Origin of the sequence: Bradyrhizobium erythrophlei (assembly GCF_042430365.1) — a bacterium.
GTDB classification, from domain to species: Bacteria; Pseudomonadota; Alphaproteobacteria; order Rhizobiales; family Xanthobacteraceae; genus Bradyrhizobium; species Bradyrhizobium erythrophlei.
In genome coordinates, this window is record NZ_JBHMET010000144.1 from 24,783 (window position 1) to 37,268 (window position 12,486).

Below are 12,486 nucleotides of genomic sequence, written 5' to 3' on the forward strand. Positions count from 1 at the left end.
TTGGTCTATTAATAGTTCGGCTGGCTGCAATGCCGTTGGGAAGTAAGCAATAAGGCGAATCTCGGGCGTGATTCGCCGTGCAAGGTCAGTCCGTGCTCGCTGAAGCCGGAAGCCGAGGAAGGCCAAGATGGCCGGGGACTCAAGTATGCAGGCACTTTACTTCTTTTTCGCGTTCGTGGCCGTATTGGCGCTGATCGGCGTTGCCGCGTGGCTGGTCCGCCGCTTCGGCAGCAGCCGCCTTGGCGCCAACACCAATCGCGGGCGCATGCCGCGGCTCGCGGTGATCGACGCCGCCGCCGTTGACGGCCGCCGCCGCCTGGTTCTGGTCCGCCGCGACAATGTCGAGCACCTCCTGATGATCGGCGGCCCGAGCGACATCGTGGTGGAACCCAATATCGTCCGCGCCATGCCCGGCCGCGAGGCGCCGCGGCCTGCGGTCGCCAGCGACGCCCCGCCGCGGGTCGCCCCGCTGCCCGACGCCGCCTGGACCGACGGCGAAGGCGCGCGAACCGACATTTTCGACCAGCCCGAGCCGCAGATGCCGGAGCCGCCGGTCCGCGCCGCGCGCCCCTCTTTTGCCGACGAGGTCCGCCGTCCGATGCCGCCGATCGCGGAGCGCCGCAGCGACCCGCTCGCGGGCTTCACCCCCGAGCGCGGCGAACCGCGGCCTGATCCGATTCCGCCGCGGCTGCCGCGCTCCGAGCCCGCCATGCCGCGCCCGCCGCGCGGCAGCGAGCCGCCGAAAGCACCGCCGGCTCGCGCGCCCGAGCGCGCCGCCGTCCCGCCACCGCCGCCTGCTCCGGCGCCTGCCGCTCCGCCGCCACCGCAGAACGCCGACGCCAATCTCGCCGAGATGGCGCAACGGCTCGAGGCGGCGCTGCGCCGCCCGCCAAGCGCTGGCGGTGAGACAGTCGCGCCGCCGGTTGCGCCGGACGCGCCTGCGGCCCGCCCGGCTCCGGCGCCCGCTGCCACGCCCGCTGCCACGCCCGCTCCGCAGAAGAGCGGATTTGAAAACCTCGAAGACGAGATGGCGTCCCTCCTCGGCCGGCCAAAGAATCCTTCGTGAGGCTGTCGGCCTCCCCGCGTAGAGTTTTTTTCATCGCTGCCCTGATTGTCGCCGGATCGCTCGCCGATCCGGCGGTGGCGCAGGACATCAGCATCAATCTCGGCCAGGGCAATGGCGGCGTCACCGAGCGCGCGATCCAGTTGATCGCGCTGCTCACGGTGCTCTCGATCGCGCCGTCGATCCTGGTCATGATGACGTCGTTCACGCGCATCGTGGTCGTGCTGTCGCTGCTCCGCACCGCGCTCGGCACCGCGACGGCGCCGCCGAACTCGGTGATGATCGCGCTCGCGATGTTCCTCACCGCCTTCGTGATGGGACCGGTGCTGCAGAAATCCTATGACGACGGCATCAAGCCCCTGGTCGCCAACCAGATCGGTGTCGAGGAGGCGCTGCAGCGCGCCGCGGTGCCGCTGCGCGGCTTCATGCAGAAGAACGTGCGCGAGAAGGACCTGAAGCTGTTCATGGACCTCTCCCGCGAGCCGCCGCCGGCGACGCCGGAAGACATGTCGCTGCGCATCCTGGTGCCGGCCTTCATGATCTCCGAGCTGAAGCGCGCCTTCGAGATCGGCTTCCTGTTGTTCCTGCCCTTCCTGATCATCGACCTCGTGGTCGCCTCGGTCCTGATGTCGATGGGCATGATGATGCTGCCGCCGGTCGTGGTGTCGCTGCCGTTCAAGCTGATCTTCTTCGTGCTGGTCGACGGCTGGTCGCTGGTCGCCGGCAGCCTGGTGCAGAGTTACGGGGGGTAGCGCCCCATAGTTGCGCGCGCCCTCACAAAATCAAATACAACCATCAGAGACAACCGCCCGAATTGACAACCAGGAGCAGCCCATTAGCATGCCCGCGACGATTGCGGGCACAGCGAATGGAAATCTCGTTTCCAATAGAATTTCTTGTCTATGGTACGCCTGTTTCGTTTCAAGCCAAGAATGCCGACGCGCGAGACGCCTGGAAGGATCGCGTGAAAGCTGCCAGCCGAGACGTCATTCCTCAGCCACATTTCGCCTCAGATCAACGCATCGCCGTAACTCTGTACTACCTCCCGGATGAGCCTATGGCGGGGGACGTAGACAACATCGTCAAGCTTGTCTTGGACTCGCTTAGCGCCCATATTTATCTTGATGACGTGCAGGTCGAACGTGTCGTGGTCCAGAAGTTCGAACCCGGCAACGTGTTCAGTTTTTCAAATCCGTCGACGACGGTCGTCGACGCGATCACCAGACCAAAACCTGTGCTTTATGTGCGGGTATCCAACGACCCGTTCGAGGAATTGCGATGAGCAACACCGCGATCGAAGAGCAGGTGCTACAGCGTGAGATCGAGCGGCTCGAGTCCGAAGGCTACGACGTGTTCGTGCAACCTCGCGCGCCTCTCGTCCCTGAATTTCTTGGCGACTACACACCGGACGCCGTTGCGACGGGCAATGGCAAGAAAATCGTCTTGGAAGTAGCGAGGCCGTTGGGAAGCGAGAAGCTGAAAGAGATAGCGGCGCGATTTGCAAAGCAACGCGAGTGGGAGCTCAAGGTTCTGCTCGTGGCGCCGACGTCGTCAGGCAAGACGGTCCCCGTGCAGTCTCGCCAAGCGATCGATGGCGCGATTGAGGAGATCGAACGACTTCAGCAAATGAATGCTCTGCGCGCGGCGTTCCTGCTTGCATGGGCAACTTTTGAGGCAGAAGGCAGAGCTTCAATAGCGGGAAGGTTCGATCGACCGCAAACGCCAGGAAGATTGGTTCAGGTATTGAGTCAGGAGGGACTGCTGGCTCCCGCCGAAGCGGACCGGATGAGGACTTTGTCAGAACAGCGTAACCAGCTCGTTCATGGTGATCTTGGCACGGAGGTCAGAAGCGAGGATCTGCTGTGGCTTGTGTCCATTCTTCGAAAAATGGCGGCTGCCGGTCAAATATCAGCCCCCCTGCGGTTCAATGATGCCCTTGCCTGAGTCTCCATGGCAAGCATGGGACGGATGTCGGTTCGACCACGCCGCTCCCTCCTCCGTCAATTCCAGCAACGAGCCGACATGCTTCCCTCACAGCGCGACCTGTTCGAAATTCCCCGCGACGTCTGCTACCTCAATTCGGCGTCCTACAGCCCGCTGCCGCTGAAGATGCTCGAGACCGGCCGCGCCGCGGTCGGCCGCAAGGGCCAGCCCTGGACGCTGGATGCAGCTTTCGCGGGTCGCCAGCACGAGCGCGCCCGCGCCGCCGCCGCCCGTCTGATCAATGCCGACGTTGACGACATCGCGCTGATCCCGTCGATCAGCTACGGCATCGCGACCGCGGCCAAGGTGCTGCCGGTCGCGCGCGGCACGCGCGTGATCGTGCTCGAGGACGATCATTCGTCGCCGGTGCTGGAATGGCACGGCCGCGCCGACGCGCAGGGCTTTGTGGTCGAGACGATCCACCGGCCTGACGACGGCGACTGGACCTCGGCGGTGCTCGCAGTGATCGAACGCTCCGGCGCGCCGCCGGTCGGCCTTGCCTCGATCTCCTCGGTGCACTGGTCGGACGGCGGCATGATCGATCTCGAACGCGTGCAGGCCGCGCTGCGCCGGCACGGCGCGCTGTTCGTGATCGACGCGACGCAGAGCGCCGGCGTGCTCAGCATGGACGTCAAGCGCCTCGACCCCGACGCCGCGATGTTCCCGACCTACAAATGGCTGATCGGTCCCTACGGCCGCGCCTTCCTCTACATGGCCAAGCGCCACCAGAACGGCGTGCCGCTGGAGCAGACCGCGGCCGGCCGACGCAATGTCAACGCCGAGAACGCGGTCTATTTCACCGATCTCGCCTATGTCGACAATGCCCGCCGTTACGACATGGGCGAGCGCGATCATTTCATCTCTATGGAGATGGCCGCGATCGGCATGGAGATGATGGCGGGCTGGGGCGCGGATGCGGTTGCGGAGCGGATCGGCATGCTCACGCAGCGGATCGCTGACGGCGTGCGCGATCTCGGCGTCAGCACGCTCGACCGCCGCCTGCGCGCGCCGCATATCCTGAGCCTCGGCTTTGCCGCGGGCATGCCGAAGGAGTTGATCGCGCGCCTTGCACTCGAGAGCATCTACGTCGCGCCGCGGCTCGGCCGGATGCGCATCTCGCCGCATGTCTTCAACGACGAAGCCGACGCCGATCGCTTCGTCGCCGCGCTGGCCCGCGCGCTGCGAAGCTAGTCCGCGCGAGACCGGTGGCGCCAGACTGACGGCGCCACGCCGATCATCTTCTTGAAGGCGCGACTGAAGGCCGCTTCGGAATCATAGCCGACCTGCGCCGCGATCTCGGCCATGTTGGCGTTGCCGTTCAGCATCTCCGAGGCGACCTGCATGCGCCATTTCGCCAGATAATGCATCGGCGGAATGCCGACGAGCTCGACGAAGCGCTCGGCGAGCACGGTGCGCGACGCCCCGCATTGCCGCGCCAGCCCCTCCACCGTCCAGCCGAAGGACGGCCGCGCGTGGATCAGCGCCAGCGCCTTGGCGACGGAGGGATCGCGCAGACCTGCAAGCCAGCCGGTCTGCTGCGGCGGCAACGCCTCGACATAGCGCCGTACCACGTCGATGAACATCAATTCGCTGAGCTTCGTCAGAACGCTCTCGCTGCCGACGCGCCGATCGGCGACCTCGGCGACGGCGAAGTGGATGAACTGGCCGAGCCCGCCGACGTCGTTGCGGCGTTCGCCGCCGGCCTTCAGCATCGGCGGCAGCGACTCCAGCAACGGATTGAACGGCCGCGCGTCGCAGGCGAGATAGCCGCAGACCAGCCGCGCCGACGGCGCGCCGCCACACGTCAGATTGACGTGGAACGGCAGCCGTCCCGCAGCGGCGATCTCGATCATGTCGGCATCGGGCGGATCGGCCAGCATGCCCGCGCTGCTCGACATCACATGCGGATCGGCGTTGGTGATCACCACGACCTCGCCCGCCTCCAGCTCAAGCGACTGACCGCCGACCAGGCTCGCGCAGCAGCGGCCCGAGGTCACCACGTGATAGGCGATCAGGTGATCCGCTCCGGGCAGGATGCGCGGCAGGATCAATTCCCGCGCCGGCGAGTGCACCGACCACGGCTCCCGCGCCGCGATCTCGAAATAGGCCGCGCCAGTCAGGCGGACGGTCTTGAGCAGATCGGAAAGCGCATCGGTTGCCATATGAACCCGCTAAACGTGGTCTCTTCGAGCATGATCCGGAAAAGTGTGTCGCGGTTTTCCGAAAAGATCATGCTCAAACAAGAAACTAAAGCGCGATGACGGTCCATTCCGACCTCATCTCGCTTTAGTCGTCCAGAACGGCCGACAATTCAAGAAATTGGCGGCGCGGCTGCGAACCGGACGCCGGATCAAGCAATCCGTACGGCCGATCAAACCGATGCCTCTCCCCCCGCCGAAAGCGGACGCCGCGTCAAGCAAGGCGAACGTGCGATCATTCAATCCGGCGGTGGAATGACTACACCGGGCATGCACGAGGGAGCCCGATCGGCTCACCACAACAAGGAGACCGGAGCGATGACGACACATAGGGGAAAATGCTTCTGCGGCGCAGTGGAGATCGAGGTCGAGGGCAATCCGGAGGCGATGGGCTATTGCCATTGCAGCTCCTGCCGCTCCTGGTCGGCGGCGCCCGTCAACGCCTTCACGCTGTGGCATCCGCAGCATGTGAAGGTCGTCAGGGGCGCCGAACATCTCGGCCGCTTCAAGAAGACCGAAACCAGCGACCGCCAGTTCTGCAAGCGCTGCGGCGGCCACCTCATGACCGACCATCCGCCGCTCGGCCTCGTCGACGTCTACGCGGCGACGATCCCGACGCTGGGTTTCACGCCCGGTGTCCACGTCAACTATGCCGAGACCGTGCTGCCGATGAAGGACGGCCTGCCCAAGCTGAAGGATTTTCCCGCCGAGCTCGGCGGCTCCGGCGCCGTGTTGCCCGAATAGCCATCACGCAACCGCCAACCTCAAAGGAGAGACGATCATGGATCTGGAGACATTCCGCACCAGCCAGGGCCCCTATCGCGAGCTGTACGCCAGCGACGCCGAGGCCGCGCTGCTCACGCTGAAGGCCCGCGGCACGGCGGATGCGGCCGCGGTGACCTGCAAGGTCGAAACCGGCCGTGGCCTTGCCATCGCCGGCATTCATCCGAAGGTCGGCGGCTCGGGCCGCGAGCTCTGCTCGGGCGACATGCTGCTGGAGGCGCTGATCGCCTGCGCCGGCGTGTCGATGCGCGCCGCCGCGGCGGTGCTGGACCTTCCGCTCAGGTCGGTCGTGGTGACCGCCGAAGGCGACGTCGACCTGCGCGGCACGCTCGGCGTGACCGACAGCGTGCCGGTCGGCTTCAAGGAGATCCGCCTCGCATTCGAGATCGACACCGATGCCTCCGCGGCCGAGCTCGATCAGCTGGTTCAGCTCACGGACAAATACTGCGTGATCTTCCAGACCATCCAGAACAGGCCGAAAACCAGCGTGACGATGACCAGGGCGCATTGAGCGCCGACGCGGCACGCGTGCCTTGTTGCGGCGGGCCACGGCCCGTCGCCCCGAACGACATCTCCGACGCCACCACCAGAGGTGACATGTTCTTCGTCCTGTTCGATGCCCTGCCCCTGACCTACGGCGTGATCGCGCAGGTCTCCGCGCTGCACCAGCGCCTGCTCGGACGCTCGGCCATCAGCGCCTGGCGACGCGATGGGCGTTCGCCGCCGTCAGCTCAGCCACCAGGCAATCAATGAGTTGCTGCTTCGCGTCGCGGGGCGGACCAAGCCGAAGTCAGGCGCCCGACCGCGCGCGACCGATAGAGATTGCGCCCACGAGCTCCAATGCGAGGGCGATGGCCACCGCGGCCGCGCCGATCACGAACAGCAGCGCGTAGTCGCCGCCGCTATGCGCGAACAGGTAGGACAGGCCGTAGGCACCCGCCGCCTGGAACAGCGCGAAGGTCGTCGTGGCCTGCGCCCACGCACTGCTCTGGCCGGCGGCGGAATGCGGCAGCAGCTCATGGATGCGGCCGATCACCAGCGGCACGATACCCGGCGTAAAGCCGCCGACGATCACGCTCGACACGATCATCGAAGCCGCCGACGTGCTCGCCGCCGGCAGCGCGACCGCGACGGCCTCGACCAGGAAGGCGACGCGGAGCGCCGCGGCAAATCCGGCGCGGTCGGCCAGGTGCCCGGTCAGCAGCGGCCCGACGATGGCACCGAGGCCATACAGCACCCAGTAATGCGACCCCGCCGCGATCCCCTGCCCAAGCCCGCGGGCCACGAAGTCGACCAGGAACACCATGTGCGGCACCAGCGCGAGCGCGTTGAGACCATATTCCACGCACAGCATCACAACGAGCGACGATCGCGCGGCGCGGCCCGCGTCATGATGCGCCGCCTCGCCGTGCACCGCGGATGCTTCCGGGGGCCACGCCCTCCAGCTCAACAGCGTCAGCACGGCCGACAGCAGGCCGAGGCCGTACCAGGCCTGCTTGACGCCCTGCTGCAGCAACAGCGGCACCAGCGTGCCCGATGCCGCGACGCCAAGGCCGACGCCGGCGAAGATCACGCCGCCGACAAACCCCTTCTTGCTCGGCGCGGTGTGCGGCAGGATGGTCGACGCCGCCAGCACCATGATGACGCCGCCGGTGATCCCGGCGAGGAAGCGCCAGCCGAAGAACCAGATGAACGAGATCGGCACCGCGCAGGCAACGCAGGAGAGTGAGGCCAGCACCATCATGCCGCGCAGCGCCCGCACCGAACCTATGCGCGTCCCGAGGTCGCGGGCGACCAGCGCGCCGGCGAGATAGCCGGCGAGATTCGCCGCCCCCAGATAGACCGCTTCGGCCGGTGTGAACCACTTGGCCGCAATCAGGGCCGGGATCAGCGGCGTGTAGGCAAAGCGCCAGGCCAAGCCCGACCAGCGACGCACACAGTCCCGCGACGGCCGACAGCCAGACCGGCCTGCCCGCGTCGCGACGCGGCGTGATGTGGTGATGACGATCAATGTTGGTGCTCGACATTGACATGGCGTAGGCCCCTGAGCCGGCCGTGGAAAATGATTAGTAGCGATCGCAGCAATCGCTCGCAGCGATCACAAGGAGCCGGCGCGTCGGGGCGGAAGCCACAACGCGATGTGTCGCGAAGGCTTATCGCGGCCGCGCCGCGCGTGCGGCCGCGAGCTTCTTGCGATATTCAAGCACGGGCAGCCCGCCCCAGCCCCAACTGTCGGTGTCGACTTCCTCGATGATGACGAAGGTCGATTCCATCGGCTTGTTGAGCACGTCGCGCAGCAGCTCGCTGGCGCCCTTGATCAACGCGGCCTTTTGTTCTGACGTGGTGGACGACGCCCCTGGCGTTGTCCCCTCACGCGTGACCTGGATCGTGACGATCGGCATGGCATGCTCCGTGGGTTAGTGGCCGGCGCTCTGGCCGCCGTCGACATGCAGGATCTCGCCGGTGACGAAGCCGGAATTCTCCAGGAACAGCACGGCATCGACGATGTCCTTGGTCTCGCCCATCCGTCCGACCGGGTGCAGCTTGGCGAGGAAATCGTGGGTCTCCGGGCCGTGCATCGGGGTCTTGATTACGCCCGGCGCCACCGCGTTCACGCGGATGCCCTTCGCGGCATACTCGATCGCGAGCGACCTGGTTGCGGCGTTCAAGCCACCCTTGGTCAGCGACGCCAGCACCGAGGGAACGTTGCTGTTGGCATGATCGACGAGGCTGGTCGTGATCTGGACGATATGCCCCGATCCCTGCTTCACCATCTCCCTGGCGGCACGCCTTGTGATGTAGAAGAAGCCGTTGAGGTTGATCGCCAGCACCGAAGCATAGTCCTGGTCGGTATAGTCGGTGAACGGCTTGGCGACGAAGATGCCGGCGTTATTGACCAGCGTATCGATGCGGCCGAAACGTCCGAGCGCCTGCTTGACGATGCGGTCCGCAACCTCGGGATCGCCGATGTCACCTGCGACCGTCAGCACGTCGGGGTCCGAGGACGGCTTGATGCTGCGGGAATTGGCGACGACGCGATAGTTGCGGTCGCGATAGCCCTTGACCAAGGCCTCGCCGATCCCCTGCGACGCGCCGGTGATGATGGCAACTTTCTGCTCTGCACCCATGATCTCTCTCCATCTGTTGGTGAAGCGGCAACAGCACCGCCTCGATGGAGAGCAACCTAGATATGTCAGCTTTTCGTGCGAATGCCCGCTATTCGGCGGACACTCTTCCGCGCGGCGAACGAATGGCGCCGGCGTTGCGGCTGGCCTCACGCGACAGCCGTTCGAAATAGCGCTTCAGCCGCGGCACGGCGAAATCGACGAAAGCGCGCACCTTGGGCACGTCGAAGCGCCCCTGCGGGGCGAGCAGATGCACCGGCAGCGGCGGATGCTCGTCCTTGGCGAGCAGGATCTGCAGCCGCCCGTCGCGAATTTCCTCGGCGATGTGGTAGGAGAACAGCCGGGTGACGCCGTATCCTTCCGCCGCCGAGGCGACCGCCGCGCGCACGGTGTTGACGACGAGCTTCGGCGTGAACTGGATCGCGCGCGCGACCTTCGAATTCCTGGCCGGCGGGAAGCTCCAGGAGTCGAGCCCGAAATGCGTCATCGCGATGATCTGGTGTTTTGCCAGGTCGGCCGGCTCGTTGATGACAGGATGTTGCGCGAGATATGCCGGCGATGCGGCGACCACCCGACGAACCTCGCCGAGCTTGATCGCCACGAAGTTGGAATCGGAAAGATGAGCGATGCGCAGCGCAACGTCGATCCCCTCGTCGATCAGGTTCACGGTGCGATCGAGCATCATGAGCCGGACCGAGACCGCCGGATAATCCTTCATGAAAGCGTCGAGCAGCGGCCGCAGCACATCTTCGCCGGTGACCACGGGTGCGGTGATCGTCAGCGTGCCGCGCGGCGCGGTCCGCTCGCCGCCGGCAAGGATGTCCGCCTCCTCGAGCTCGGTCAGGATGCGGCGGCAGGCCACCGCATAGCGCTGGCCCGCATCGCTGAGCTTCAGTGACCTTGTGGTGCGGTGAAGCAGCTCGGCGCCGACATGATGCTCGAGAAACCCAATCGCGCGGCTGACCGCAGCCGGCGACCGGCGCAGCCGCCTGCCCGCGCCGGCGAGACTGCCCTCATCGACCGCCGCGACAAAGACCTTCATGGCGTCGATGCGGTCCATGAATTCTCCCGGCTCGAGGCGTTGGCAGCGGCGCTCACCCCTTCACGTCATACTGCTTGCTGAGGTGATCGCCGATTTGCACCAGCATCGCAACGCACTCGGGATAGCCGGGCTTTGCGACGGTGGCCTCGTCGGCGCTGGCGCGGAATTCCCAGCTGTCGCCGTCGCGCAGCACCGAGATGTTGATGCCGTCGGGACAGTCGGAATGCACCTTCAACTCGGCACGCGCCATCGCGACGAGTTCGGCTTCGGTCTTGATCGGCTTGCTCATGGTGACGGCATCCTCCCCGGCTTGTCCGGACGCAAGGTTGCAGATTTGACGGCCATATGTCGAGAGCACGAATGCGATCACGAGCTGTTGCAATTGACAAATCGCGGGTCTCCGGCGCACATTCGCGGCGGGTCGATACTACCCGCCGCTTGCACCCCTCCCGGGGACGGTGAACGTATCAAGCCATGTTTCAGGCTTCCTTTGCCCAACGAACGGGTCAGCAACGCAAGCACCTGACGGTCTCCGTTCGTCGATGCAGAGGATCATCCCATGCGCGATTTCCGCGATGCCAAGGCCATGGCGCAGACGCTGCGCGAAGCGCTCGGCGCCAAATCAATCTCCCTCACCCATAGCGACAGCCTCGAGCTGATCGCCAAACTGTTCGGCTTGCGTGACTGGAACACGCTGGCCGCCCGGATCCAGTCCGCCGGCGGTCCGGCCGACACACCGGCCCAGGCCGCAGGTTCCACGACGGAATCAGCCTCGCGCGTCGTGCGACAGGAGATCGCAGTGGATGCAGCCGTGCTCGACGGCTACGCCGGATTCTACCAGCTCAGCGACCACGCCGTGTTCACGGTCACACCCGACGAGCATCACCTGGTGATGCAACTGACCGGACAGCGCTCGGTACGGTTCTTTGCGGAAAGCCAGACCGAATTCTTCGCCAAGATCGTCGACGCGCAGGTCAGCTTCGTGGTCGGGCCGGCCGGACGGGCCACCTCGCTGATCCTGCATCAGAACGGGAGCGATATTCCGATGCCGCGCATCGACGCCGCGACGGCGAAGAAGATCGCCGATCAGACCGCGGAGCGCGTCAAGAACCAGTCGGCCAGCCCTGGAACCGAGGCCGCGCTTCACCGCCTGATCGGCGGGATCGCGTCGGGGAATCCCAACTACAATGAGATGAGCCCCGCGCTTGCGGCGGCAACCCGCAAGCAGATGGAGTGGCTTCAGCCCTCGCCGACCTCGGCGCAATCCAGTCGATCCGCTTTCTCGGCGTCGGCGAGCAGGGCGAAGACGTCTACAGCGTCAGGCACGACAACGGCGCCACGCACTGGCGCATCGCGCTCGACGACAAGGGGATCATTTCGACCGCCTGGGTGACCCCCGGACCGTAACGGCGTCAGTCACGATTTGCCCTTCGCTCGGGAGATTTTCCGACGCGTCCCCATGCAGTGCACGCAATGAGCGCTATTTGATCGTCGCGTGCACCGTGATGACCGACGTGCCGGAAGCCGTCGGCCCCTGCCCGGTTGCCTTGATGACGAACGTATCACTTCCCTTGTATTTGGCCTTCGCCGTGTATTCGAACGACGATGTGTCGAGCTTCTTCAACTTGCCGTGTGCCGGCTTTTGCGAAATGTCAGAATTGCTCGCCGTTCCGCGCATCCTGATTGGAATCAGGCAGCTTGCCCCGGACGTGAGGTCAATGTCGGCGGTCGAATTCTCACCCCAATCCGCCAGTGTTGCTGACATTGAACAATCAGAAGCGGCCCGTGCCACAGACACCCCCACCAAGCCTGGAGCTCCAGCGACAAGCACCAATGCGGCGATTTGAGAGAACCACGTCGTAGACTTCCTCATTTTCATGCAAACCCACGCTGACCAACGTTCCCCGAGCGGCTGTGATTGGAGTCACATCTTTTGGGGGAAGCACCATCGCGGTGAATATGGCGAGCGCCGCGGCAACGACGCAAATGTTTTCTTCGCGATCGCCCTCTCTCGCGCTACGACGTCCGACAAACGCCCCTCGCAACCGGGACCGTGACAACCCTGCCCAATTAGAAACGGCGCTGTTGCCAGCGCCGTTCTGGTGCACCTAACGCGTGGAATCGGCCCACTTTGACTGGCACGGGCGGGAGCGACCCGCACTGGCTCGGCTGGCGTGGGAGGCCGGCTCGCGATCCGCTGAGGAGGCTACGCCGCATCCCGGCAGAGTCAATTGGCCATGATTATTCAAGCCAAGATCTATCCCCAATCGCGGCATCGCAGCATGCCCCGTC

At 65.3% G+C, this 12,486-nt stretch carries 16 protein-coding genes; 9 read left to right on the plus strand and 7 right to left on the minus strand.

From position 1 onward, the window contains the following. Nucleotides 1-145: 145 nt before the first annotated feature. From ACFFWD_RS21715 to ACFFWD_RS21735, 5 genes are all read left to right on the plus strand, one after another. Nucleotides 146-1,066 (plus strand): flagellar biosynthetic protein FliO, encoded by a 921-nt coding sequence (locus ACFFWD_RS21715; RefSeq protein ID WP_376968527.1) that lies wholly within the window; start codon nt 146-148, stop codon nt 1,064-1,066. Continuing rightward, nucleotides 1,063-1,815, plus strand: a complete 753-nt coding sequence (gene fliP, locus ACFFWD_RS21720) for a flagellar type III secretion system pore protein FliP (protein WP_376968528.1) — start codon at nt 1,063-1,065, stop codon at nt 1,813-1,815. The genes ACFFWD_RS21715 and fliP overlap by 4 nt, the downstream gene beginning before the upstream one ends. 116 nt (nt 1,816-1,931) lie before the next feature. Next, nucleotides 1,932-2,345 (plus strand): RusA family crossover junction endodeoxyribonuclease, encoded by a 414-nt coding sequence (locus tag ACFFWD_RS21725; RefSeq protein ID WP_376968529.1) that lies wholly within the window; start codon nt 1,932-1,934, stop codon nt 2,343-2,345. After that, the gene (locus ACFFWD_RS21730) at nt 2,342-3,007 is read left to right on the plus strand and encodes a hypothetical protein (protein ID WP_376968530.1); all 666 of its coding nucleotides are present in this window, start codon (nt 2,342-2,344) and stop codon (nt 3,005-3,007) included. Before ACFFWD_RS21725 ends, ACFFWD_RS21730 begins: the two co-directional genes overlap by 4 nt. Nucleotides 3,008-3,085: 78 nt before the next feature. Beyond that, complete coding sequence (locus tag ACFFWD_RS21735; RefSeq protein WP_376968531.1) at nt 3,086-4,237, plus strand: aminotransferase class V-fold PLP-dependent enzyme; 1,152 nt, start codon at nt 3,086-3,088, stop codon at nt 4,235-4,237. On the opposite strand, the gene ACFFWD_RS21740 is transcribed toward ACFFWD_RS21735, so the two are convergent. Further along, nucleotides 4,234-5,208, minus strand: a complete 975-nt coding sequence (locus ACFFWD_RS21740) for an AraC family transcriptional regulator (RefSeq protein WP_376968532.1) — start codon at nt 5,206-5,208, stop codon at nt 4,234-4,236. The two genes, ACFFWD_RS21735 and ACFFWD_RS21740, sit on opposite strands and share 4 nt — an antisense overlap. Before the next feature lie 354 nt (nt 5,209-5,562). Between ACFFWD_RS21740 and ACFFWD_RS21745 the strand changes: the two genes are divergently transcribed. From ACFFWD_RS21745 to ACFFWD_RS21755, 3 genes are all read left to right on the plus strand, one after another. Further along, nucleotides 5,563-5,988, plus strand: coding sequence for a GFA family protein (locus ACFFWD_RS21745; protein WP_376968533.1), 426 nt, complete (start codon nt 5,563-5,565; stop codon nt 5,986-5,988). A gap of 37 nt (nt 5,989-6,025) precedes the next feature. Beyond that, nucleotides 6,026-6,538 carry an OsmC family protein gene (locus ACFFWD_RS21750; protein WP_376968534.1) on the plus strand — a complete coding sequence of 171 codons (513 nt, stop codon included), beginning with the start codon at nt 6,026-6,028 and terminating at the stop codon, nt 6,536-6,538. 86 nt (nt 6,539-6,624) lie between these two features. Beyond that, a complete protein-coding gene (locus ACFFWD_RS21755) occupies nt 6,625-6,780 on the plus strand; it encodes a hypothetical protein (RefSeq protein WP_376968535.1) in 156 nt (51 codons plus the stop codon). 37 nt (nt 6,781-6,817) lie between these two features. On the opposite strand, the gene ACFFWD_RS21760 is transcribed toward ACFFWD_RS21755, so the two are convergent. From ACFFWD_RS21760 to ACFFWD_RS21780, 5 genes are all read right to left on the minus strand, one after another. Beyond that, nucleotides 6,818-7,945: a YbfB/YjiJ family MFS transporter gene (locus ACFFWD_RS21760; protein ID WP_376968536.1), complete on the minus strand. Its 1,128-nt coding sequence runs from the start codon at nt 7,943-7,945 to the stop codon at nt 6,818-6,820. A gap of 235 nt (nt 7,946-8,180) precedes the next feature. Further along, nucleotides 8,181-8,429 carry a tautomerase family protein gene (locus ACFFWD_RS21765; protein ID WP_376968537.1) on the minus strand — a complete coding sequence of 83 codons (249 nt, stop codon included), beginning with the start codon at nt 8,427-8,429 and terminating at the stop codon, nt 8,181-8,183. Nucleotides 8,430-8,444: 15 nt separating this feature from the next. Further along, a complete protein-coding gene (locus tag ACFFWD_RS21770; protein WP_376968538.1) occupies nt 8,445-9,155 on the minus strand; it encodes an SDR family NAD(P)-dependent oxidoreductase in 711 nt (236 codons plus the stop codon). An 88-nt stretch (nt 9,156-9,243) separates the two neighbouring features. Continuing rightward, nucleotides 9,244-10,212, minus strand: coding sequence for a LysR family transcriptional regulator (locus tag ACFFWD_RS21775; protein WP_376968539.1), 969 nt, complete (start codon nt 10,210-10,212; stop codon nt 9,244-9,246). Nucleotides 10,213-10,246: 34 nt separating this feature from the next. Further along, a complete protein-coding gene (locus tag ACFFWD_RS21780; RefSeq protein ID WP_376968540.1) occupies nt 10,247-10,483 on the minus strand; it encodes a hypothetical protein in 237 nt (78 codons plus the stop codon). 270 nt (nt 10,484-10,753) lie between these two features. On the opposite strand from ACFFWD_RS21780, the gene ACFFWD_RS21785 reads away from it, so the two are divergent. Next, a complete protein-coding gene (locus ACFFWD_RS21785; RefSeq protein ID WP_376968541.1) occupies nt 10,754-11,587 on the plus strand; it encodes a glyoxalase superfamily protein in 834 nt (277 codons plus the stop codon). A gap of 87 nt (nt 11,588-11,674) precedes the next feature. Here the strand turns inward: ACFFWD_RS21785 and ACFFWD_RS21790 are convergent, their stop codons facing one another. Further along, the gene (locus tag ACFFWD_RS21790) at nt 11,675-11,998 is read right to left on the minus strand and encodes a hypothetical protein (protein ID WP_376968737.1); all 324 of its coding nucleotides are present in this window, start codon (nt 11,996-11,998) and stop codon (nt 11,675-11,677) included. Between the last annotated feature and the right edge of the window lie 488 nt (nt 11,999-12,486).

What these genes read in the sequence shown, in the direction of transcription:
- ACFFWD_RS21715 (WP_376968527.1), top strand. Translation starts at nt 146, where the DNA reads ATGCAGGCACTTTACTTCTTTTTCGCGTTCGTGGCCGTATTGGCGCTG.
- ACFFWD_RS21725 (WP_376968529.1), top strand. Translation starts at nt 1,932, where the DNA reads ATGGAAATCTCGTTTCCAATAGAATTTCTTGTCTATGGTACGCCTGTT.
- ACFFWD_RS21730 (WP_376968530.1), top strand. Translation starts at nt 2,342, where the DNA reads ATGAGCAACACCGCGATCGAAGAGCAGGTGCTACAGCGTGAGATCGAG.
- ACFFWD_RS21735 (WP_376968531.1), top strand. Translation starts at nt 3,086, where the DNA reads ATGCTTCCCTCACAGCGCGACCTGTTCGAAATTCCCCGCGACGTCTGC.
- ACFFWD_RS21740 (WP_376968532.1), bottom strand. Translation starts at nt 5,208, where the DNA reads ATGGCAACCGATGCGCTTTCCGATCTGCTCAAGACCGTCCGCCTGACT.
- ACFFWD_RS21745 (WP_376968533.1), top strand. Translation starts at nt 5,563, where the DNA reads ATGACGACACATAGGGGAAAATGCTTCTGCGGCGCAGTGGAGATCGAG.
- ACFFWD_RS21750 (WP_376968534.1), top strand. Translation starts at nt 6,026, where the DNA reads ATGGATCTGGAGACATTCCGCACCAGCCAGGGCCCCTATCGCGAGCTG.
- ACFFWD_RS21755 (WP_376968535.1), top strand. Translation starts at nt 6,625, where the DNA reads ATGTTCTTCGTCCTGTTCGATGCCCTGCCCCTGACCTACGGCGTGATC.
- ACFFWD_RS21765 (WP_376968537.1), bottom strand. Translation starts at nt 8,429, where the DNA reads ATGCCGATCGTCACGATCCAGGTCACGCGTGAGGGGACAACGCCAGGG.
- ACFFWD_RS21770 (WP_376968538.1), bottom strand. Translation starts at nt 9,155, where the DNA reads ATGGGTGCAGAGCAGAAAGTTGCCATCATCACCGGCGCGTCGCAGGGG.
- ACFFWD_RS21775 (WP_376968539.1), bottom strand. Translation starts at nt 10,212, where the DNA reads ATGGACCGCATCGACGCCATGAAGGTCTTTGTCGCGGCGGTCGATGAG.
- ACFFWD_RS21780 (WP_376968540.1), bottom strand. Translation starts at nt 10,483, where the DNA reads ATGAGCAAGCCGATCAAGACCGAAGCCGAACTCGTCGCGATGGCGCGT.
- ACFFWD_RS21785 (WP_376968541.1), top strand. Translation starts at nt 10,754, where the DNA reads ATGCGCGATTTCCGCGATGCCAAGGCCATGGCGCAGACGCTGCGCGAA.